The organism is Aquimarina discodermiae (genome assembly GCF_040786235.1).
Taxonomy (GTDB): Bacteria; Bacteroidota; Bacteroidia; order Flavobacteriales; family Flavobacteriaceae; genus Aquimarina.
This window is the reverse complement of sequence record NZ_JBFMKP010000022.1, coordinates 37,086-61,452: the sequence shown is the minus strand read 5'-3', so window position 1 is coordinate 61,452 and position 24,367 is coordinate 37,086. Positions and strand designations below refer to the sequence as shown.

General features: G+C 34.4%; 15 protein-coding genes. 7 read left to right on the top strand and 8 right to left on the bottom strand.

Going from position 1 to position 24,367, the window contains the following annotated elements; all coding sequences use genetic code 11:
* Nucleotides 1–198 precede the first annotated feature (198 nt).
* Complete coding sequence (locus tag ABW636_RS15030) at nucleotides 199–1,530, top strand: sulfatase-like hydrolase/transferase (RefSeq protein ID WP_367590888.1); 1,332 nt, start codon at nucleotides 199–201, stop codon at nucleotides 1,528–1,530.
* Nucleotides 1,531–1,959: 429 nt separating this feature from the next.
* On the top strand, nucleotides 1,960–8,058 hold the full coding sequence (locus ABW636_RS15025) for an alpha-2-macroglobulin family protein (protein ID WP_367590887.1): 6,099 nt from the start codon (nucleotides 1,960–1,962) through the stop codon (nucleotides 8,056–8,058).
* A gap of 179 nt (nucleotides 8,059–8,237) precedes the next feature.
* Here the strand turns inward: ABW636_RS15025 and ABW636_RS15020 are convergent, their stop codons facing one another.
* Nucleotides 8,238–9,140 (bottom strand): hypothetical protein, encoded by a 903-nt coding sequence (locus tag ABW636_RS15020; RefSeq protein WP_367590886.1) that lies wholly within the window; start codon nucleotides 9,138–9,140, stop codon nucleotides 8,238–8,240.
* Nucleotides 9,141–9,243: 103 nt separating this feature from the next.
* Complete coding sequence (locus tag ABW636_RS15015; protein ID WP_367590885.1) at nucleotides 9,244–10,332, bottom strand: helix-turn-helix domain-containing protein; 1,089 nt, start codon at nucleotides 10,330–10,332, stop codon at nucleotides 9,244–9,246.
* Nucleotides 10,333–10,670: 338 nt separating this feature from the next.
* Between ABW636_RS15015 and ABW636_RS15010 the strand changes: the two genes are divergently transcribed.
* Together ABW636_RS15010 and ABW636_RS15005 are read left to right on the top strand one after the other, a co-directional pair.
* The gene (locus ABW636_RS15010) at nucleotides 10,671–11,321 is read left to right on the top strand and encodes a hypothetical protein (protein ID WP_367590884.1); all 651 of its coding nucleotides are present in this window, start codon (nucleotides 10,671–10,673) and stop codon (nucleotides 11,319–11,321) included.
* Nucleotides 11,318–12,373 (top strand): alpha/beta fold hydrolase, encoded by a 1,056-nt coding sequence (locus ABW636_RS15005; RefSeq protein WP_367590883.1) that lies wholly within the window; start codon nucleotides 11,318–11,320, stop codon nucleotides 12,371–12,373. Before ABW636_RS15010 ends, ABW636_RS15005 begins: the two co-directional genes overlap by 4 nt.
* Before the next feature lie 378 nt (nucleotides 12,374–12,751).
* On the opposite strand, the gene ABW636_RS15000 is transcribed toward ABW636_RS15005, so the two are convergent.
* Entirely contained in the window at nucleotides 12,752–13,570 is an 819-nt protein-coding gene (locus ABW636_RS15000; protein WP_367590882.1) for a DNA alkylation repair protein, read from the bottom strand.
* A 97-nt stretch (nucleotides 13,571–13,667) separates the two neighbouring features.
* Complete coding sequence (locus tag ABW636_RS14995; RefSeq protein ID WP_367590881.1) at nucleotides 13,668–14,408, bottom strand: hypothetical protein; 741 nt, start codon at nucleotides 14,406–14,408, stop codon at nucleotides 13,668–13,670.
* A gap of 589 nt (nucleotides 14,409–14,997) precedes the next feature.
* On the opposite strand from ABW636_RS14995, the gene ABW636_RS14990 reads away from it, so the two are divergent.
* Entirely contained in the window at nucleotides 14,998–15,732 is a 735-nt protein-coding gene (locus ABW636_RS14990) for a DUF6261 family protein (RefSeq protein ID WP_367590880.1), read from the top strand.
* Between the two features lie 538 nt (nucleotides 15,733–16,270).
* Here ABW636_RS14990 and ABW636_RS14985 read toward each other — a convergent pair.
* Both ABW636_RS14985 and ABW636_RS14980 read right to left on the bottom strand, forming a co-directional pair.
* Entirely contained in the window at nucleotides 16,271–17,242 is a 972-nt protein-coding gene (locus ABW636_RS14985) for a WD40 repeat domain-containing protein (RefSeq protein WP_367590879.1), read from the bottom strand.
* A complete protein-coding gene (locus ABW636_RS14980) occupies nucleotides 17,235–17,729 on the bottom strand; it encodes a hypothetical protein (protein ID WP_367590878.1) in 495 nt (164 codons plus the stop codon). Before ABW636_RS14980 ends, ABW636_RS14985 begins: the two co-directional genes overlap by 8 nt.
* Nucleotides 17,730–18,368: 639 nt before the next feature.
* Here ABW636_RS14980 and ABW636_RS14975 point away from each other — a divergent pair.
* Entirely contained in the window at nucleotides 18,369–19,481 is a 1,113-nt protein-coding gene (locus ABW636_RS14975; protein ID WP_367590877.1) for a helix-turn-helix domain-containing protein, read from the top strand.
* A 460-nt stretch (nucleotides 19,482–19,941) separates the two neighbouring features.
* Here the strand turns inward: ABW636_RS14975 and ABW636_RS14970 are convergent, their stop codons facing one another.
* The gene (locus ABW636_RS14970; protein WP_367590876.1) at nucleotides 19,942–20,058 is read right to left on the bottom strand and encodes a T9SS type A sorting domain-containing protein; all 117 of its coding nucleotides are present in this window, start codon (nucleotides 20,056–20,058) and stop codon (nucleotides 19,942–19,944) included.
* A 37-nt stretch (nucleotides 20,059–20,095) separates the two neighbouring features.
* Entirely contained in the window at nucleotides 20,096–22,405 is a 2,310-nt protein-coding gene (locus tag ABW636_RS14965) for a LamG-like jellyroll fold domain-containing protein (protein ID WP_367590875.1), read from the bottom strand.
* 500 nt (nucleotides 22,406–22,905) lie between these two features.
* Between ABW636_RS14965 and ABW636_RS14960 the strand changes: the two genes are divergently transcribed.
* Entirely contained in the window at nucleotides 22,906–23,817 is a 912-nt protein-coding gene (locus tag ABW636_RS14960; RefSeq protein WP_367590874.1) for a M57 family metalloprotease, read from the top strand.
* Nucleotides 23,818–24,367: the final 550 nt, after the last annotated feature.

Genomic DNA, 24,367 nt, shown 5'->3' with positions numbered 1-24,367 from the left:
GGGGTTATCATTAAACTAAATAATTTACAAATAGTAGCCCATAACCTACACTTACTTTGTTAACAAATGCTTTTTAACGAAAACAATAAACACATAATCAATGATTTAATCTCAAAAACCTTATCTTTAAACTAACCAAAGTGGTTTACCACTAATCTATAATATTCAATAACTTTTAAAACCAATCAAATGAAAAAAATGAGTGTATTTCTCGTGCTATTTACTTTGTTATTAGCAGGATGCGAAAAAAAAGAAATTTCAGTAGCAGCACCAAACCCGAATCAAATAACAAATGATATAACTGCCAAAAGCACCGTTGCAAAACCAAATATTTTATTAATCATTGCCGATGATATGGGGGTCGATGCAACACCGGGTTACTCTATTGGCGCTACCAAACCCAATATGCCAAATTTACAAAACCTTGCTACCAATGGATTAACATTTGACAATGCATGGGCGTACCCAAAATGTTCTCCTACCAGAGCTTCTATGCTTACAGGGAAATATGGATTTCATACGGGAGTACTTAATGTTGGAAACCATGTCTCTTTAACAGAAAAGTCAATACAAACTTATCTGGATGATAACTCAACTACTTATAGTCATTCTATCATCGGGAAGTGGCATTTATCTAATGGATTAAATGATGCAGAAGTAATGGGAGTCGACTACTATGCTGGTTATTCTGGTGGTGCCGTTTCTGACTACTACAACTGGAATCTTGTAGAAAACGGACAATCCAGCTCTACCACAGAATATTGCACTTCTAAACTTACAGATCTGGCTATTTCCTGGATTAATCAACAAAGTCAACCCTGGTTCTGCTGGCTTGCATATAGTGCGCCGCATACACCTTATCACTTACCCCCTACCAATATGCACTCACAAGGTAATCTTCCTACAGATCAGGCTAGTATTAATGCCAACCCAATGCCCTACTATATGGCAATGATAGAAAGCATCGATCATGAAATTGGTCGTATACAAGACTCAATCCCAACTTCAGTTATGGACGATACTGTGATCATATTTATAGGGGACAACGGAACTCCTAAAAAGGTATTACAATCACCTTATGCAAGTACTCAAGGTAAAGGAAGTTTGTTTAGAGGTGGGGTAAATGTTCCTTTAATAGTATCAGGAAATGGAGTTACCAGAATAAACGAAAGAGATCAAAGCATGATTGCTAGTACTGATTTATTTGCTACCATTGCAGAAATAGCAGGAGTTAATCAATCTACTTATGAGAATAGTGTTAGCTTTAAATCTGTTTTATCTACAAGCAACACTTTTCCCAGGGATCATAATTATTCTGAGCTAACTGACGCTTCTAAACCCGCTAAATCTGGGTACACCATTGCAGATGATCTCTATAAAGTTATCCAGTTAGATAATGGGGTTCAAAAATTTTATGATTTATCTACAGACCCATACGAAAGCAACAATATCAAAACAAGAAATCAAACTCCAGCTCAAAAAAGCGCAAAAAATGCCTTACTTTCAGAGGCAAGTTTAATTCGTCAATAACCTGACACAATAAAAAGAGAGGTAAATCAATTGATTTATTTCTCTTTTTTTAATGTTTTCGCCTTTTCCCTATTATATCATTCCCTATTATATCATTCCCTAATTTCACCCCTCAACTTACCTAAATGAAATAGGCTTTTCACTCATTTATAGTTTCACATATTTTTATTTAATATTTTATTAGTAAATAAAACAGAAAATACATGTATTTTGATAATTGTTTAGAAAACTACCCGTAGTCAATACCTTTTATACTTTAAATCTACAGGAATAAAATGTTCTTTTTTATTTACCTGTAAATTCAAAACACAAATGGTATAATTTCAAATACGTAGTTTTATCATACTATTTACAATTTGAAAAACGTTATCACAAGTAGAATTGGCATAACACTTGTATCCATTTTTTTCAACACCAAAAACACAAATGATGAAAAAACATATCATCCTAATCATATTTTGTATTGCTAACTTATATATTATGAATGGTCAAAACGATTATCAAAGCGACTGGAAAAAAGTGAAAGAGTTTGACCGACAAGGCTTGCCAAAATCTGCTCTAGAGGTAATCAAAACAATATATAAACAAGCAAAAAAAGAAAAAAACGACAACCAGACTATAAAAGCATTTTTACACGAAGCCAGGTACTTACTTACGTTAGAAGAAAATGCACAGCTTACTATTATTTCTGATTTAAAAAATGAGATTGAACAAAGTGCATTTCCTAAAAAGAATATATTAGAAAGTATCCTTGCTAACTTGTATTGGCAATATTTTCAACAAAACCGATGGAGGTTTTATAATAGAACTCAAACTGCTACCAAAGTAGATCAACAAGATTTTAGGACCTGGGATTTAGAAACCTTGTTTGCAGAAGTACATTTACATTTTCAAAATTCGATAAAAAATGGCGTCTTGGCCCAACAAACTGATCTCTCAAAATTTGATAATATATTACATAAAGAAAAGGATTCTAAAAAATATCGCCCAACGTTGTATGATTTTTTGATCCACAATGCGCTAGATTTTTATAAAACTTCGGAAACCAATATTACCAAGCCGGCTTACGCATTTTCTATCAATGATGCGAAATACTTAAAAGAACATACAGCTTTCTCTACTTTAAAAATAGAGACTAAAGACTCTTTGTCGCTACAATACAATGCTTTGAAGCTATATCAAAATTTGATCAAGTTTCATATAAGAAATAAGACATTAGATGCCCTTACAGAAGCAAACCTAGAACGCATTAAATTTGTTACATCCAATGCTGTTTTTACAGATAAAAATGAAGTGCTACTACAGTGTTTACAAGCAGAACAGAAAAGAATCGAATCACAACCTTCATCTGCCCTTTATAGCTACGAAATTGCAAGTTTATATAGGAATCAATCTACTACATATGATCCAGGCAAAAACGATACTAATCGATGGAAAGCTAAAGATGCTCTTACTCTTTGCGATGCCATTATTAAAAAATTTCCGAATTCCAGAGGTAGTGATAAATGCAACGCTTTAAAAAGCCAAATACTTCAAGCTACATTAAACTTAAAAACAGAAAAGCACGTACCGATTCAAACACCTTCCAGAATTCTGGTATCCTATAAAAACCTTGGTAAACTTTACCTAAACGCATTTAAAATAACTCCCGATCAATTACAAAGTTTAAACCGACTTTACGAAATACAAGAAAAAATCAGATTCATTAACACCTTACAGGTTTATAAAACCTGGGACGCAACACTTCGTAATGACAACGATTATCAGGGACATACTACAGAAATTACTTTACCAGCATTAGATCACGGTTTTTACATAATCGTTGCTAGTGTTTCGAAAGATCTGTCGAACAACAAAATGTTTTCTTTTGGAGATACTCAAATTAGTAATCTGGCATTGATCGAAAACAAAACCCCAGAAAAAACAATTTTTCAGGTGTTAGACAGAAACAATGGTACTCCAATTGCTAATGCTACTATGCACTTAACAACAGACAAGCAAAGACGTCATGGTAACAATCAGCTTGACAAAAAGTTGATAACAGATGATAAGGGACAAGCTTCTCTAACCGTTCCTAATTACCTATATAACATAGACGCACAAGTAACTTATAAAGATGACTCTGCTTTGTTTAAAGGGTATTACCTTAATCAATCTTATGACCCCTCTGGAGAAAACAAAACCCGTAATACTACTTTCCTGTTTACAGATCGAAGTATCTACAGACCTGGGCAAACGGTTTATTTTAAGGGAATCATGATGTCCTCTAATGGTGTAGATCAATTTAAAGCAGCTCCTAATCAATCTGCCGTAGTGACTCTAAGAGATGCTAATAATCAAGAAATAAAAGTTTTAAACTTTACCACTAATGAGTATGGTTCTTATAGCGGAGAGTTTATCTTAACGTCTTCTGGGCTAACTGGAAACTATACCCTACAAACCAATACTTATGAAACCACTTCTATTTCGGTAGAAGAATACAAACGTCCCAAGTTCGAAACAACATTTGATCCTGTGACCAAAACATATAAAATAAATGACAATATTACGCTTAAGGGTACTGCAACTGCTTATTCGGGTAGTGTTATCAGTAATGCAAAAGTTGTGTATCGGGTACATAGAAAAGTTAGGTATCCACGATGGTGCTATTGGTATCCAAGGCATTTTTCACAACCTCAGGAAATTACTCATGGGGAAACCAAAACCGATGATAAAGGTGCATATATCATAGATTTTAAAGCAATTCCTGATCTTAATGTGCCTAAAGAAGATGCTCCTACTTTTAATTATGAAGTTATTGCAGATGTAACCGATATTAATGGAGAAACCAGAAGTACTACTACCATTGTTAATGTAGGATATCATGCATTAATTGCTAGTGTCAACACAGATAGCAAAATCGATAAGAGCAAAAGTAATCATACGCTTACTATAGATACAAGAAACCTTAATAATGAACCTGTAGCAGCTACGGGTACTATTAAAATTTTTAAGTTAAAGGCTCCTGATAAACCTTTACGTACACGCCCATGGAAAGCTCCTGATTATGAAGGATACAAGAAAGAGGAATTTGCCAAGTTGTTTCCACATGATGCCTATAAGGATGAGCATGATTACAGAACATGGGAAAAAGGAACACAGGTATTAGACAAACCCTTCTATACATCAGCCACCAAGAACCAGACAGTAGGAACACAATCACTCCCTCTAGGCACAATCAAGTCCTGGGAATCTGGAAAATATATTATCGAACTTACTGCTAAAGACAGGTTTGGTCAAGATGTAAAAGACATACAATACACTTCTATTTACAGCCAACAAGATCAAACTAGCAGTGACAATCAACTTTTTGAAGTTTCAACAAATAAAGACACTTACAAAATAGGCGAAGATGCAATTATAAAGTTTAGTTCCGCATCAGACGATATAACTATCACGGTAGATATTGAAAAAGATTATAAAACTATAGAAACCCGATTAATCAAACTTTCTAAAAATAGCAAAACCATTAAAATCCCAGTGCTAAAAGAAGATCTTGGCGGTTTTGCTATCAACTATAGCTATGGCAACTACAACGATTATCAAAGTGGTGCCATTGCTATTCGTGTTCCTTACGAACCTACAACCCTTAGTATAGAAACCAAAACTTTTAGAGACAAACTACAACCGGGGCAGGATGAAACATGGAGCTTTTCTATAAAAGGTCCTAAAGGCGAAAAAGTAAGTGCAGAACTACTGGCTAGTATGTATGACGCTTCATTAGATCAATTTAAACCTCATGACTGGTATTTCGATCCTATTAATCAACCTGCATATAGTCTTTTAAGCAGACGAAATGCAAATCAAAGTTTTGGTACGGTATCTTTTAGGCTGCAAAATCAAAGTACGCTAAATCACTATTATAACGACCCTAAGTTTGATCAATTAAATTGGTTTGGACTCTATTTTGGACAACAATATTATAGAGGGGTACTTGGACGTATTAAAGATCGTAGTAGTGCGAGACTAGAACAACCCGCCCCTATGATGATGAAATCTGAAGCAGCAGAAGGTGCCGCATTAGATGATGCAGAAATGGAAGAATCTGTTGTTGCCAATGAAGCTGTAACTGACTCAATGAGTAATGATACTGTAGAAAACAAAAGTCAAGCTGTCAAAAAACCTTCCTTAAAAGGGGTTAAAATCAGAAAAAACCTGCAAGAAACCGCTTTTTTCTTTCCAAAGCTTACTACCGACAAAGAGGGCAATGTTAGTTTTAACTTTATAGCTCCAGAAGCATTAACCCAATGGAAATTACAGCTTCTGGCACATACAAAAAGTATGAATTCGGCAGTGACATCTCTCGAAACCGTAACCCAAAAAGAATTGATGGTATCACCCAATCCACCACGATTTCTGAGAGAAGGGGATCAGATTATTATTAGCTCTAAAATATCTAATCTAACCTCAAAAGAACTGAACGGAACGGTAGCACTTCAATTAGTAGATGCATTTACCAACAACCCCATTGATAGTGAACTGCAAAACACCAATGCACAACAAAGTTTTACGGTAACAGCAAAAGGAAATACAAATGTTTCCTGGGAGTTAAAGATTCCCGACAATATACAAACCGTACAATATAAAATTATCGCCAAAGCGGGTAGTTATTCTGATGGGGAGCAAAATGTACTACCGGTCCTTAGCAATAGAATGCTGGTTACAGAAACACTACCGATGTGGATACGCTCTAACCAAACAAAGACATTTACATTAGACAAATTAAAAAACACTACATCGAGTACTCTAAAACATCACAAGCTAACTTTAGAAATGACCTCGAACCCTGCCTGGTACGCGGTACAGGCTTTACCATACTTAATGGAGCCACAATACCCAAGCTCAGAACAGATATTCTCGAGATATTATGCAAACAACCTGGCAAGTCATATTGCAAATTCAACACCTAGAATCAAACAAGTATTCGACCAGTGGCGATCTAGCGATGCGTTATTGAGCAATCTTGAGAAAAATCAGGAATTAAAATCATTAATCATACAAGAAACTCCGTGGCTTAGAGATGCTCAAAGTGAAACTGAGCAAAAGAAACGAATTGCGCTTCTTTTTGATCTTAATAAAATGAATACCGAGTTACAATCCTCTTTGCAACAATTGATGCAGATGCAATATAGTTCTGGTGGATTCCCGTGGTTCTCTGGGGGACGTGAAAATCGATTTATCACACAGCATATCGCTACAGGATTTGGTCATTTAGATAAATTAGGTGCAACGCGATTAGAGGGTGACGCAAAGAATATGCTGCAAAATGCGATACGTTTTCTGGATACCGAATTTGTAAAAGAATATGAAGATCTAAAACGATATTGTAAAAAAAATAAAATCGATATTAACAAAAACCATTTAAGCTATACACAAATTCATTATTTGTATATGCGAAGCTTTTTCTCTAGTATCAAAAGACCACAAAACACCAATGAAGCGTGGAAATATTACCTGGGACAAGCTCAAAAATATTGGTTAAAACAAGGGTTATACTCGCAGGGAATGCTAGCTTTAATCACCCATAGAAATGGAGATAGTGCTACAGCCTCTAAAATCCTTAGATCATTGGATGAAAAAAGCATCACTAACGAAGAGCTAGGAATGTATTGGAAATCAAACACTGCTAGTTGGTATTGGTATCAGGCTCCTATAGAAACGCAATCCTTGCTCATTGAAGCGTTTGCCGAAATAGAAAAAGAGCCTAAACGCACAGAAATTGTCGATAATCTAAAAATCTGGTTGCTCAAAAATAAACAAACCAATCGTTGGGAAACTACCAAAGCCACCGCCGATGCCGTATATGCACTTTTACTACAAGGTAGTGATTGGCTATCGGTAACCGATATGGTGGACATTTCTCTGGGAGATCAAAAAATTGATCCTAGCACTATCGATGATATAAAAGTAGAAGCCGGAACCGGTTATTTTAAAACCTCATGGTCTCGTGGTGAAATACAACCTGCTATGGCTACCGCAAAAATCACCAAAAAAGGAAAAGGTATTGCCTGGGGCGCATTTTATTGGCAATATTTCGAGGATCTGGACAAAATAACTTCGGCAGAAACACCTTTGTCACTTAAGAAAAAGTTATTCTTAAAGAAGAATACCGATACAGGAGAAAAAATTACAGAAATCACTAAAGATACCCCGTTAGCACTTGGTGATTTGATCAGAGTACGGATCGAATTGCGATCAGATAGAGTGATGGAATTTGTACATATGAAAGATATGAGAGCATCTGGTCTAGAACCTATCAATGTGCTTTCTCAATACAAATGGCAAGATGGACTGGGGTATTACGAAAGTACCCGTGACGCTTCTACCAACTTTTTCTTTGATTATTTACCCAAAGGAGTCTTTGTTTTTGAATATGATTTACGTGTAAATAATAAAGGAGATTTCTCTAACGGCATCACTACCATACAGAGTATGTATGCCCCAGAGTTTTCTAGTCATTCTGAAGGAGTTCGAGTGCTTGTTAAATAATAGTATTCTAATAAAAAGAATATTTGGATAAATCAGACTGTCTATGAAAACATAGACAGTCTTTTTATAGGTCGATACTACAAAATCAATTTTGTCACCTACTGAACTGGTTTATTTTTATTCTGAAAGTGAGATAAAAAAAGAACATTTTATTTATTAGATTTAAAGTGTAAATGGTATTACTCTACCTCTATCCCAAATGCCTCTCTAAACCCCTCTTCAAGAAAACCCTCAAAGGGCTCATCATGACCTCCACTGCCTCTAAGGATATTTGCATTTTTTGACTCCAAAAACTGAATTTCTTCAGTTGTAAGACTACCAAGAGCTTCATCTGTCGCTCCATAAATATAAGTTATGCTAGATAAGCTCTCAATAGCATTGAATTGTTGAGCATATCTATTCATTGCCAATCCAGCAAACAATCTAGCTTCATTTCTTCTAAATACATCCATATCTGGATTTTCATCTAAAATAGGAGTAATACCATTTTCAAAAAAACCTCCTTTTCCTTCAGCAAGTCCTTGCCAAAAAACGTCATTAATATTCAATCTACCAGTAATAATTAGATAGTTGTCAGCTACATCTATTCCATTTTGGGCAATAAGTTCTTGTGTTATAAATGCTCCAAATGAAAGCCCTAGAACATAGACTGTCCTACCCTCATCTTTAAAATACTTAACAACTCGATACAGTGTTTCTACACTTTGCAAATTAAAGTTAACCGCTTGATCTAAGGTGATATCATTTTCTTCTAATATACTCGGATTTAGTGTCTGGGTTTGATGCACATTCACAGTTAAAATACCTCTTGTGCTTAAAAATCCAGAAAGGTAATCTACCAACTCCTCATCGAGCATAGTTGCTGGTCCTGCTTGTGCATTAATCAAAACAGTAGAAGCCTTTTCATCTCCTCTGAAATAAATCAAATTTTTAATGTCTTGCGAAATTTCTTTAATAGCCACAGATGGCGGTTCGTCATCATTATTACAAGAGGATATAGTAATTGCGAAAAATGTAATTAGAATTAAGTTTGAAACAGAATAATAATTAGTCCGTGTCAATTTTGAGAATACTCTTTTCATTAATTTATGCTTTTTGATTTAATGAGGTAAAAGTATAGTCTCACATAAATAAATACGATTTTTTATGTATTGAAGAAGTTCTGAAACAATAAAAGTAGACGAATTAGGACTTTTTCTGAAGCTTTCTATAAGCGCCGGGCGACATTTTCAAACTCTGATTAAAAGCACTATAGAACGCACTCTTGGACTTAAAACCAGCTTCCATTCCTATCGCTTCAATAGAATATTTATTAAAAACCGAATCATTCAATAGGTTTTTAGCAGCTTCAATGCGATACTCATTTACAAATTGGGTAACACTTTTATTAAGTTCCTGATTAATAATTTGAGATAGGTAACTTTCACTTGTATCTAATCGAATTGCTAAATCCAACCTGCTCAAAAGTGGATTTTTATATACCTCTTCATCTTCCATTAATGTATAAAGTTGGGTAATGATTTTGGTAGTAGTAGTACTATTTATTTTCCTTTTTATCGGACTACTAGTTGTCTTTTTTAAAACTAAATAATCATGTATTTCTTCTTTTTGAACAATTATTTGTAGTTTAAACACACCATGATACAAAACCCACCAAAGGAATAAAGAAAGTAGCACCCATAGTATGTACGTAGTATACATTGAATTAAATACGCTAACCTCTACCCTAGTTAGAATCCAAATTATAATAATGCATACAATAAAAAGATTTAATCGAAGGAGCCAAGGTTTTTTCTCTTGTGAAACTGTATTAGATTTTAGTATTAATTGTCTGCCTAAAAAAATTAAAATGACATTAAAAATAATGGATGCAAAATCTTTAAGGTAATATATTATGATATCGTAAATTGAACCATAAAGGTCTAAGAAAAGTAAAGATATTTCAAGAATAATAGAACCAATGAAAGGAAAATAAATCCATTTATATCGTGGACTATCTAGAAACTTATGCTGAATTTGAATTAAAAAATAGGTGAATAAAGTAGCCGCAAACAAAAAATCTAACATAAAAAGATTTAAAATATCCAAGGCTATACTGTCTACTTTCGTAATTAGCATATCCATAAGTATCATACTGGCTAACAAGGATATTGATAACGACAGGTAGTTATTGGCACGACTTTTATAAAAAGATGTCGTAACAAGAGAGATACTAACAAAGTATCCTATAAGAACACTTACAATCATTGCAAAGTCTAGTAGTGTTTTATCCAATCTGTGTGAAATTAATTATATTAAAATGCCTTCTTGTAATAGCAAAACTAATTCTTTCACGCAATTAAATATGTTTTTTGTATATAAATGTCCTAATTCGTCTAATCCCACTGTTTCAGAACTTCTACTCTGATCGATTCATATCCAAACCGCGTTAATCCTACTACTTTTACATACCTAAATCAAAAAAATATATTAAATGAATCAATCCTTATTACATTTTACAAACTACCAAATCCATTTTTGTCATTTTTTGAAAAGGCTTTACCTTTTAATTACAGACACTTCAATATCTACCCAAAATAGTATCATCCAGTTTCATCTACTAAGTAATTAATATGAGAATTAGAATACGATTACTAATGCTTTGTACACTATTATTTATAAAAGTTGGATACGGGCAAAATGAACAAGAAGAAGAGAAAAACCAAACAAGTCGATTTTCTAAAACATTCTTGAGCAAAACAGAATTCAAGATAGGATATTCTGGAACTATTCTTTGGAGTAACGGCATTACCGTTGGGACTGAATATCTCTGGAAGGAAATAGAAAAAGAAAAAGAAAGAAGAGGTCTCCAGCGTACCAATACGCATCAGTTTATTTTTAACGGAAATCTAGGCTTCGCAACGAATTTTGCTACCAAAACAGATACTGGTGGTTTTGTGAGTTTAGGAATCATTTGGAGACGAACCAACAAAAAAAGAAAGCAGTTTAGTATTGAGTTAAATCCTCTTGGGTACTATCGTTCGTTCTTACCTGAAACATATGAAGTAAATGGAGATAATGTAGACAAAGTGTTTCTGCCTGGACGTGGTTATTATAGCCCTTCCCTTTCTGTTGGAATAGGTAGACAGCGCAAAGGAAAAGTACGCTCTGGCAGTTATTTTAATGTCACCTATAGTCCACGCTTTAATTTCAATACAGGTACACTCCCTACGTTTTCTTTACAATATGGTTTCCGCTTTAATTTTAAAAACAAAAAACAATGAATCAGTTTAATAAGTCATTCTTAAAAATAGTATCTATTGCAATTACACTATGTTTAGTAACTGCTTGTTCAAATGATTATGATCTTGATAACCTAAACGAAACGATATTTGTTCGTCATAAAAATGCAGATATGCCTGCATATATTAAAGGAAATGCTAGTGAAAAAGTTTTCTTAATTACATTACATGGTGGTCCAGGAGGTCTTGGATTTGATTTTTTAGGAACTGCATTTAGTGATATTGAACATAAATATGGCGTTGTCTATTTTGATCAGCGTGGCTCAGGAAATTCACAAGGACATTACTCTAAAAATGAATTGAATATCGATATCATGGCAGAAGATGTCTTAGCGTTGGTGAAAGTGATTAGGCACAAATTTGGTATTGATTCGCGTTTCTTTTTATTAGGAGCTAGCTGGGGAGGAACACTCGGCACAGCAACTTTACTAAAAAATCAAAGTGATTTTAAAGGATGGATAGAAGTGGGCGGCGCAAATAATCCTGCTGGATTATATAATCTCAACAAAGAAGCATTAACAACTACTGCAAACAATCAAATAGCATTAGGAAATAGTATAGATTTTTGGGAGTCGGCGTTAGCACTTGTCGCTCAAGTAGATCCAATTCCTAATGTACAAGATGGTGATTTGCTTAATTTTAAAGGTTTTGAGGCTGAAATAAAATTAGTTGAAGATGGTTTTATTGATTCGGTTGAAAATGGAATAGAAGATAACAATAGCTTCTTAGTATATAACCGCTTAACTCGATATTGGAATCTTAATCAAGTAGAAGATATACTTATCTATAATAATGGTCAATTTACTACTCTAGATTTCACAAGTCAACTTTCAAAAATAACGATACCCGCACTATTCATCTCTGGGCAATACGATTTGCGAGTACCTATAGCTTCTGCCCAAAACGCCTATGAAATTATAGGTTCAGAAATTAAAAGCTTCAAAATATTCGAGAGATCGGGGCATTCTCCAAATTTTAGCGAACCCGAGCGGTTTGCCGCAGAAGTCCTTAACTTTATAAGCACACATAAATAGCACTTCATTAGTATAGATTTATAAGCAATAAGGTAACTCTTCAATCTTGGATTGGACAATTTTTTATACTTATTTCACCCCTTTTATCAATACCATTTGAAGGATTTTAGACAAAATTGACATTCCAACGTGTTGTTCTTTGAATATGATTTTTGTGTAAATAATAAAGGAGATTTCTCTAACGGTATCACTACCGCATAATGTATGTATGCGTCTTAATTTCGCAGCCATTCTGAAGGGGTTCGAGTGCCTATCAAATAAAAAACGAAAGTGTTGAAGGAAAAAACGAGGCTGTCTGGGTTTTTATAGATAGCCTTTTTTATGGGTTTATACTACGAAATTACAAACTTTGTAGAACTGCCAAGATAAAACAAGCAATTACTTTTTTGCAATGGTTCTTAGTGCTCTTTTGATGATTTTTTCTGTTTCTTTTATTGGCGACTTCTTTTGCCACGTATTACAAAACTCGCTAACAAACTCTGGTTGCGATTTACTGGCGTCATTTAGCCAATTACCCACACTATCCTGAACATATTTTGAGGGATCAGAGATTAGGTTTTCTAAGATAGGTAACGCTATTTCTGGGTGTTCTTTTAACCTTTCGATATGCTTACACCAGACTCCTCTTGGTCGTGTCGCTTCTGTGGTAAACCGTCTTATATTTTCGTCTTCGTTATCTGTCCAGTCGGTTAACATCTTGATGGATTCTTCTAAATGGGTATTAATTTCTGGTCGTAGTGCCATCCAAACTACTTCTCTCACCCCAAAATGTTTGTCTGCGACCAATTTTTGTGATGTTGTTAGTTTTTCTTTTATGGTCAGTTGTTCATTTAATCCAATTAGATAAGGCGCATAACACCGAATAGAGTCAGACAAATGGGTACTTGTTTTTTTGAATATTTCTTCTAGAGTATCGGTGCCTGCATACAACTGGTACAGTGCCGACCCTACCAATTTGGTGGTGTTCATTGCAGAAGGTTTTTTCTGTGCTGCTATTTCTTTAACAATCAAATTTATATGGCTCTCGTCAATTCCAAACGCTAGAAAAGTAGCTTTTATGAGCTGTACGTGATCGACTGCCAACCATTCTGTCAAGTTTACGGTTTCAATTTGTCCCGTATTTAGTAACTCCATCACCTCAGCAGGAATATCCTGAGCCTTTCTTACTCCCTTTCTATTTAGTATTTCTGATGTCATTTGTTTCTATTTTCATTGGTTGTAACAACAGTCTCTGCTATGATTTTGGTGTGACGCAAAATCTCAATGAATTATAGCTATTGTTATAGGTAGCTTTTTATTCAATTAATTTAGTTAAGTCAACGTTTGTAATTTCCTCAAAGATTTGAGCAGCTAATTCAGTATCTATTTTTCCCATTCCGAAGCTTACAATTTTTCCAATAAGCATCATTTTTAAATCCTTCTTACTAATTTTTTTACTTTTCCCTTTAAGTTCTTTGATTTCCTCAAATATTATTTCTTGTCCGAAGCCAAGTTTATCTAGTCGTTCCAACACAGAATCAATTCTCTGATGCAATTCGGTAAGCTCTTTTAAGGAATATTCAACGTCATTTTTTGTTAATTCATTTTCTGGTACTTGGTAATCTTGAAAAATACTCTGTTGTCTTTGAATTTCGTGATTTATGTTTCTGATATTATTTAATTCAGACCTGTTTATTCTCTCTTTTTCTTTCAAGAAACTTAATTCTTGATTTTGCCTTTTCTTTGTTTCGCTGTCAAGTGCTTTAGTTAAATAATCCTGATTTCGAGAAAGTTCTTTTCGTTTATCAGCTAACTTCTTTTCAAAATCCGCAACTTTCGTACTTATTCGAATTAATTCTTTTGATTTTGAGTCAATCTGCCTTTGATAGCTTTGAGCAGTCGAAAAATTTTTGGCAGACAACATTCTTTTGGTCAAGTCATTAATTTTAGAATTCGAATCAACCTCCTTTTTTCTCTCCGCAGTTTGTTTTTTCATCAAATCTGCTATTTGAGAATTAAGTTGACTTACTTTATTTCTATAACTACTTACTGACATCCTTAATACGAGTTTTTAAATTACGTACAACAATAGTATAATGGCAATCGCAATTGTCATTATATCCACTATAAATCTATCATTTTCATCACAATCTAAATAAACATTTTGGTAGTTTTTAACGATTCACCCTAAATACACCTTATAAAAACTTCCTGATTGCTTAGAAACTAGGTTAGTATTATTTAACAAAAGCACCCCACGTCAGGCAGGAAGGTTTCGCAACATAACAAAAACGTCCTGCAACCTGCAGGAGGGTTTCACAACATAACAAAAGTGCCCTGCAACCTGCAGGAAGGTTTCTCAACACAACGAAAACGTCATGCAACCTGCAGGAAGGTTTCTCAACACGACGAAAACGCCATGCAACTTGCAGGAAGGTTTCTCAACTCAACGAAAACGCCCAGCAATCTGCAGGAAGGTTTCGTTAGTGGTAGTGTTCAATAAAGAGTGCCAACTTTTCAAAATAATGTTTCGCTAATAAAATAATATTACAAGTACCTCGTTATAACCAAACTTAGCACCCCACATAACGTAAACACATCGCATAATCGCAAATAAAACAAACGTTTAATTTAACATTATGTGTATGACCACACCCTATTTAAATCGCTATCGTAATAGTGAGTATTTACAATATATGAAAGATATATTGGAACTAGTAAACAAACAAGATGTAGAAGAATTGCGGCTAACTCATCAAAAAAATGAACTTGTACCTCTTGTAGATGCTATTAACGATGTATTCTTACAAGCACAAGGAAGTGATATTACCAAAGAAATCACAGCTCTTGATGAGCGCCGTGACCGTGCAATAGTTGGTATTAAAACGGTTAGCGAAGCTTTTACTTATCATTTTGAACGGGACGTTGCAGAAGCTGCCAATACTGTGCTTACAACCATTAACGCTCATGGCAATAATATTTACCGAGCAAGTTATCAGGAAGAGACTGCCCTATTAGATAGTATTATTAAAGATTTTGAAACAGCACCCAATGTAAAATCTTCTATTATGACGCTGGGACTGACCAAATGGGTTTTAGAACTAAAAAATGCCAATACTGCTTTTGCAGATAAGTACCTGGCTCGTGTAGGAGAAACTGCAGCCAACCCATCAGCAAATATTCTGGAGCTTAGAAAGCAAACTACCCAAAGTTACAGAACGCTTGTCGACCATGTGCAAGCTTATGCCACCCTAACTCGTACCAAAGCGTATCAAACCATCCTTAGTCAAATCGATATTCTTGCCGGGCAATACAATCAGGTCGTTGATAATCGTTCTAAAAGCAATACTGTAGCAGAAGAAGTGTCTACAGATAGCTAATAAGTCATAACACTGGTTTCTACTTTTAGTATTAAACCCAAATGATGCATTAGAAAATCCAGTACATCATTTGGGTTTAACACCATGAATTCTCGGTAATTATTAAATGCTAAACTAATAGCCTATCGAAGGGCAAAAATTCTTAACAGAATTTTACCGTCATTGATGTATTTCATAATACTTTGTTTTTCAAAAGTTTATATGTCATTAAATTTCACCTAACTTCCTTTGATTTAGCTTTCTGTTCATTTTCTTTGCTCACCCAAAGAAAACGAACCAAAAGAAAAGGCGCTTTTTTCAAGGTATTTTTCAATTTTATTGAAAACCAGATTTCTTTTGCTAAAATCTTTCCAAGGCTTCAAGATTTTTTAACGCAAAACAAATCTTATACTGGTGAAAAAAGATGCTCAAAGCTCTGCTTTGAAACGTCAGTTAAAGCACAGGATAAAATTGTATCGGATGTCTCAAACTGACGCATTTCAGATGAACCGAACTCAGGTTTATAAATAGAATCCTTATCAACCTCACCAAAAACAAATCAGTTGATATCTGTAAAATGTATTCCCCCTTTTAGGTCTACAGAAACCATTTGATTTTGATCTTTAGACACCTTTATACTACTGATCGTTGCACGATGTGTAAGCAATTCTCCTTCGAGGTCTCCCGTTGTTTTATTCCAAAATCGTATAGATCGATCAAAACCACCGGTACAAATTGTATTTTTTGCAAAACAACCAACAGTCAATTCCATCTGTATAGGAATTCGATAAATCGTATCTTTACCAGACTGGTAATAGGGCCAATCCGGATGCTTTTTAGACATCGTTTTTGTCGTATCTCCCGTAGCAGATTGTATTGTAAATTTATTGCGATGAATCAGTAGCTTATTATTTGCGTCATCTACATCTACCAACCTCCCCTGGTTAATTTTTTGGGTAGTAATGGTATGATTTTCGAGATTCCATATAACCATCTTATCATAGTATGAATGATATAGCTTATTAGATTTACCAAATCTAATTAAACCGCCAGTAAAACTTTCTGGATAGATCATCCTTTCATAGTTAGTATAAATATCCCAAACAAAATTCTCTCCTTTACCATTATATCCCATAAGATATTTTCTGTCGTTAGATAGTTGTATATTATTGATCCAGGATTCTCCCGTGGCCAATCTCCTTTTTATATTTCGGCTTTTAGCATCCAGAATAAGAATTCCTGAGGCCAATGTGCTGGCTATAATTTCGTTTGTTTTTTCAGAATACGCCAATGAATAAATTTCATCGTTAATTTGCGCAAGTACTTCTTCTTTTTTATCTCCTTTAATTCTCTTTGCAATTCTGCCAGAATATGTTGAAACAATCACCGTATCCTTTTCTGAAATATATGCAACATCTGTATACGAAATAGGGTTTACCCCAGTTAATTTTTGTGTCTTATTACTTGTTGTGTTGCAAGAAACAAATAGCAACACAACCACCATCAACACAACCTCCTTTAAATTATTCATCACTTTTAAGTTTAATTGTTTTCCCCTTGTCTACTAATTCGATATCTGATCCAATTTCTGAAGTCGATAAACTTACTGTACTACCTGATTGTGACCATAGGCGTAATGTTGTTGCTCCTTGTGGTTCTGCCAAAAACAGTACTGTTTGATCTGTTTTTCCGTCGAGCGTAAAAAATATGTTTCCATAATCATCGTCGGTTACGTACCCTCCTCGTTCTATCCCTTCACTATCGTATAACATCAAACCAGAAACAGCAGTTTGACTTCTCGAAGAATACATTCTACCTCCCTCTCGTTGTGCTTCTGGTAAATGCGCTCCTAGTATAGCGCGTTCTACTCCTAACGAATCTACCACAACGATTCCCCGTACTTTTAGAACATCTTTTGAATAATCCTTACCCACATCTTTGTAGGATCTTAGACTTAAAAACACATAGGCTGTAAAACATATATTTCCTATGAGTAGCATTAGTATTACTTTTTTCATTGTATAAATAATATATAGGTAGTAAAAGACAAATGTCTCTTACTTGTTTAATTACATAAAAAGGTTTGGGCCTGTTATTTTCAATACCAGAGTATCGTTCACCATATGAATACAGCTACTTTGTTCTATTTTGAAGCAGGTTGTATTTTGCATCTACAATGGTATTAGAATGGTTCAAACCTACTGCAAATTTTGTTTCAGAATTGATAAAACAAGTCCCAAAATCAATTTTGGGACCATACTACTTGCTGTCTATACTATACAAAACCAGATTATGGAATAAAATTCATCATCACTATTGAAAGCATCATAAGACCTGATACTTTGCAAGTTTCTACTTTGCGGTTCATGCTAAATTCGAAGAAGGATTATGGTAAAATTTGAAAATATAGCTGAATCAGCTTATCATGTCATCCCGAACTAGATTTGGGATTTCATATTTCGAGGTTATTTGTATATTAAATAAGATGCTGAATCGAGTTCAGCAAGACAAATACTATTGAATTAACTATACAGTGTTGCGATCTATTTTGAATCATTTTTAAGAGGTACTAGAGTCTCTATTGTATCATCTTGGTTAAAATTCCTCATTAATATATGTTAACTTTACCACTTTTTTCGAGCTTACTCATCCGTGATATGGAATTATTTCTGGAAGGCATATTATTTTTTATTGGATTACAACTAGTAGCAGTTGCATTATTGCATTTTTATCATAAATCTAACCATAAAGCAATTCCTCTTGCATTTATCTGTGCTATTGTTGGACTTTGGTATTTTTGTTATGTATTTCGTCAATATTGGATTAATAACATAGGGTTAGCGATTTTAATAGGCCCTGATAAAACGCTATTCTTATCTGCCTTTTTGCTTTTTTATTTTAAATCTTTTCATGAAAGACTTAGCAAAACATATATCCTCAAACACCTTGCGATCCCATTTCTTGTCTACTTGTCTTCATTAATTATACGATTTTATTTTCCCGATGCATGGCCTTCTTTCGAAAACAAAAAGATTCCTTTTTTCTTTTTATCTGTTATTGCAATTTTTTGGTATTACTTCTTTATAACTCGTAAAGAACTAAAAAACAACCTGAAGAAGTTTTTACTCCCAAAAGTTTATCATCGATTTACTTTTTTGTTTTATTCTTTCTACTTTTTCTTGTTAATAGTACCTATTTACGATATGATTAAATCATTAGTAGATTCTAGAATTCTGGTTTATGATATACCATCACGCAATCCTTTACTGTATCAACTTATTTTCCAACACCTAGAAAACCTCATATACTTTTACATCTATTTAACAAGTTACTTTCTTTTCTTATATGCATTAACAGAATTATCTTTTATAAGGCAACTCTTATTGCCCAACAATTCATCTCTAAGTAAAAGCTTGGTTAACAAAGTTGATATGATGAGTAGTTTGATTGATGTTAATTTGATTGATCAAAAAATGTTTTTGGATACCCATCTAACGGTTGATTCTTTTGCAGGCAAACTTGGAATTACCAAAAAAGAAGTTTTAGATTTTCTCAAACTAACCCATAAAGGATCATTTATCGATTATGTAAATACACTTAGAATCGAAGAATACAAAATGCTGGTGAAAGACGAAAAATACGCGCATTATGACTTAGTTGGATTATCACTCGAATGTGGCTTCAAGTCCAAATCTACTTTTTATAGAGTTTTCAAACAACATGAAGGCATTACTCCTAATCAATTTAAACAACAAACCAGTCCCTTGTAATGATACAAGAAGAAGCTGCAAATACAAAAAACTGCTTTCTACTTTTAGCATTGACCCCAAATGATGCATCAGAAAATCCAGTACATCATTTGGGATTTCACTACCATTGACGTATTTTATAAACAATTATATTTAAGCTTTATAACTCCTTCCCTTGAGGACGATACAACGTTAGTTGTAGGCGAGTCGAAGCGATGCACAAGATGGGTGTTTCTTTAAAAACATCCTCCTCAATCCTCCTCCAAAGGAGGAAGTAGAGGCTGTAAATACAACGAATGGCAGTTTAAATATTGGATAAAATTTTTATTGGATGTCTCAAACTAACGCATTTCAGATTAATCGAACTCAGGTTAACACTCATAAAACTAGTTTCAACTTTTAGTATTGAATCCAAATGATGCGTCAGAAAATTCTGTACATTATTTGGATTCAATAGTTTTATACTCTAGCGACTAAAGTACTAATCAACTACAAACTTTGTAGCAACCTTATTTCCATTTTGATCTTTTGTACTCATCATGTATACCCCCTTTTCTAAATCATTGACATCTATTTTTAGCATACTGTCTATAACCATATGCTTAGAAAGTTGTTTTACCAACTTACCATTGCTATCATATATATATATTCTCTATTGTTGCAGAAGGTAGTACTACATTTATCACTCCCTGACACACAGGATTAGGAAATATCTGCATCTCATAATGAGAAATTGCAAACGGGACTTCATTAGAAAGTTTACTATTTTTTGGCTGCATAGTATATAATCCTGCTATTTCGTTACTGGTCATTGCTTTTTTTAATACGATGATATCATCAAGGGCTCCATCATGTCTATAGTCTTCATCATTATCTTTATAGCGCCCTATGGTAAACCAACCGGTAGTTGGATAGTCAATAGCACCCGATTGTGCAGTCGACGAAGCCTTCTCTTCTCCATTAATGTATAATTTTAGTGTAGCTCCGTCATAAGTCGCCGCAACATGATACCACTCTCCTGAAGTAAAGGTGTTCTCTTGTTTTAAAAAGGTTAGCCTGCTATTTCCTTCTGACTTAAGCGCAATGCTAAACTCTCGATTATAGTTTCCTAAGACCCATCCTTTTTCATAGGCTCCATTATCCTGAACATATCCTATATATCCTCCCCAGGTATCGGCAGTATTTACCTTTACCCATGTAGCAACGGTAAGTTGATTGCTTGGGAGGTTTTGTACTGCATTCGTTCCTGTCTCTACACTTATATAACCCGTATTATTAAAATCAGCCACTTGCCCACGTACAGGATCATTAGTATAGGTAACTCCAACATCGGTACCGTGATTTGCATAGGATGAAGCATCATCGGCATTTCTGTTAAAAGCATATTGATGAGTGGCATCCCCTGTTCCGCTTCCTGGAGTATCGTTAATTTCAAAATCAGCCACAATAGGATAGTGATCAGAAGTTCTGTTTACAATTCCTTGGGTAATAATGCTAGAGGAGACCACATCTTTGTAAAGGTTTTTTGAGCATAGTATATAATCAATGCGTTCTCCACGGGTAGGAGGAGTTACTTTATCACCAAATACAGCAGCAGGATAACTCAATCTATCTTTGGCCTGATTGCCCAAAAACTTTATGGTTACATCAGACAATCCTGCATCAAAACACTTATCTAATACGCCATAATCAAACGCTCCATTTTTTAAATTCTGCACGTGACCATGGGTAGCATCACTATTTCTATAACTTTGAAGCAGTGTTGGGAGTGCATCGATCCATGCTTTATCATCTATAGAATGTGCATTAAAATCACCTAATACAATCACCTTCTCTCCTGCATCCCTAAGCGGACGTACTTTTGATAGCACAATTTCCAATTCGTTTTGACGCACTTGCCATTTAAAAGGCGATAAATGCACCGTAAAGTAATGTACATTATTGATTTTGGCATGTAAATACCCATGGTGCATCCCAGATGTTCTTCTTTCGATCACCTGTATAGGCCATTTTGATGTCAAACCAACAGAAAATCCTGATGTCTTAAGCAGTTCAGAATAATTATGACTCCAACCCTGTGCTAATCCTCGTAACTTACTATGCGAAATATCGGTAAGTTCCTGTAGTGCTACAACATCGGCATTCTGAGATTTTACAAAATTGATGCCGTTGGTTTCTTCTGTTCCTTGATTAAAAACATAATACGTATTATAGGTTAAAACACGTAAAGAAGTACTTCCAGAAGGACTCTCGGCAGCCAGGTTTTGAATATCTGATGCAGTTAACGCTTTTTTCCATACCAGTACATTATCCAGATCTCCGTAATGCCTGTTATCTTCATTATCATCTTTATAACGCCCAATAGTAAACCAACTACTTGTTGGATATTCTATCGCTCCTGATTGTGCATTGGAGGATGCTTTTTCTATTCCGTTAACAAACAGTTTTAGAGACGAACCGTTATAAGTAGCAGCTACATGATACCATCGTCCCAAAGTAAAATCTTCTGTATCCTCTAGATAGGTTAATTGCCCATTGTTTACAGAAGCCAACCCTATACTAAAACGTTGCCCTCGGGTACCTAATGCCCAACCCGACTCATCTGATCCGTTGTCTTGTATACAACCAATAAAACCTCCCCAGGTATCATAATCATCTACTTTTACCCAACTGGCAACTGTTATGTCCTGATTAGGTAATCCCGATGATGCAGACGTTCCAGTTTGGATATCGATATAAGCCGAATTATTAAAAACTCCTACCTGTTCTCTTACGGCATCGTTTTTAAATGTGACTCCAGATATTGCGCCATGTTTAAGGTATCCCGAAGCATCATTTGCATCTCCATCTAGTTTATAAAATGAGATGACTTCATTTTCTGAAGTCAAAACCTGCCCAAAAGCAATGTTTGCTACAAGCGTAATAAATAGTACTATTTTTTTCATAATGTGGATGATTTGTTTTTGATAAAAATAGTACCGCATTGTTATGCTATCATCTACACCTTTTTAACCATTTGTAAAAAAAACACCTAAATATTAACTATTTGTAAAATTGAATAATCATCTCCATATCATAAATAATTATTCAAAAAAAACCTCTTTTAGTATTTCGGGGTAAGGATAGGAGAATTAAATCCCACCATATGGATTAAAAACAATTGTCCTATAATCACAATGTAGGAATTACAATCAATAAACACTCAAAAGCGATAAAGCAACCATTATTTCATTTTATCAACATATTTTTATCAATAAAACACTACAAAAATCTTACAAAACAGCTTTAATAAATATATTAAAATGTATTTTATACATCAAAACATACCGTTTACACACTCAAACATACCGTTTACACAATAAATCATTCACTTCCTACAATTAAACACTTTAAGTAAATAGGCTTTTATATATTTGAAAAATTTTTTTAACACAAACTCAATTGTATGGAAACAAAAAACAAAAGAGCATATAATGCTTGTAAGGGAATCTTTTTTGCAAAAGTTTTACTTTGTTCGTCACTAATGTACTTCACCTCTTCATGTACCAAAGAAGACATAGAACAAGTTGAAACTTCGGAAGAAGTAACTATAATCCCAAAAAAATTCTACAAGTTGCTAAACAATTTGTCATTGGATCAAAATAGTGTTCACTATATCGAATCCCTTGATGTAATCGCACATGGAGATATTTTGTATCATGCCGATGCATCAATATCAAAAGATACCACAAAAGAACACTGGGCCAACCGTAGAGTAAGTTGGGAAAACTCACAAAACATTAGTTATAAAATAGTTGGGCTAAACGTTGACGCACATGATGACCTGATAGATCACGCCTTGCAAGAATGGGAAGATATAAGCCCCAATATTGGTTTTACCAGGGTTAACGATGCAAATGCAGATACTGATCTCACTATTACTTTACAAAATACAGCTACGTTTAACAACACGAACCCAAGTGCTATAGGTAGTGGAGCTTATGCTACATTTCCTAGAAACAACAGTCCAGGAAGCAATATTTATATAAGAGAAATAGAACTAAGAAGGTTCAACCTGCCTTTTGTTATAAAAGTCCTTTTGGTAATTCATGAGGTTGGGCATATTCTAGGTTTTACACACCCAAATCAAGTATATAATGGGGGTACTAATATCCCATGTGCAGGAACAAGAGAATGGCATTCTAACAATACTTGTGGATCTTTGATGAATAGTACAGTTAATGGCTGTAACTGGCCTAACGAAGCAACTACGATACAACAGTTTAGAGAGGGAGCAAATGGATGGACACTTACCGATAGGTATGTTATCGATTGGGCATATGAACTAGCAGGAGAAAACGACCCCGCCTGCAACTAAACTTAAAAAAACGCTCCTTAAATTTATCTATTTCTATAACAGAGTTTGTTTTGTAAAGAAGTCATATCAAAACAAACTCTGTTTTATTTAACATAATATTTTTTTTGGTTTGGTATTACAAAAAAACATGGGATATCAAGCCGGTTTATACTCTTTAAATATGGTAAGAATTGCTATAGGATAAAAAGTTTTTTTTCATTGTTGATGACTTAAATAATTAGTTAAAAGTGTGTATTCATACTACGATCACGTATTTTGGATCGATTAAGATCTTATCTCATTTTTTTCAAAAAATGAAACCCGACAATTTGGTGGTCTCTCTTGAAATAAAACTTGTGCGCTCTTCGGTTTGCCGAATATGCGTTTAACTCTACTGTTTCACAATTTTCTTTATGCGCCCAGTCTTCGATAAGGTCTAAAAAAATATTTCAGTATCCCTTGGGTTACGCAGAAGGATCTACTTCTAATTGTTTGCCAGAATACAACTTAACAGTTATTCAACCACTGGATATTGCTGCAAGTTTTTTGCTTTCAAAAATTCCGAAACATC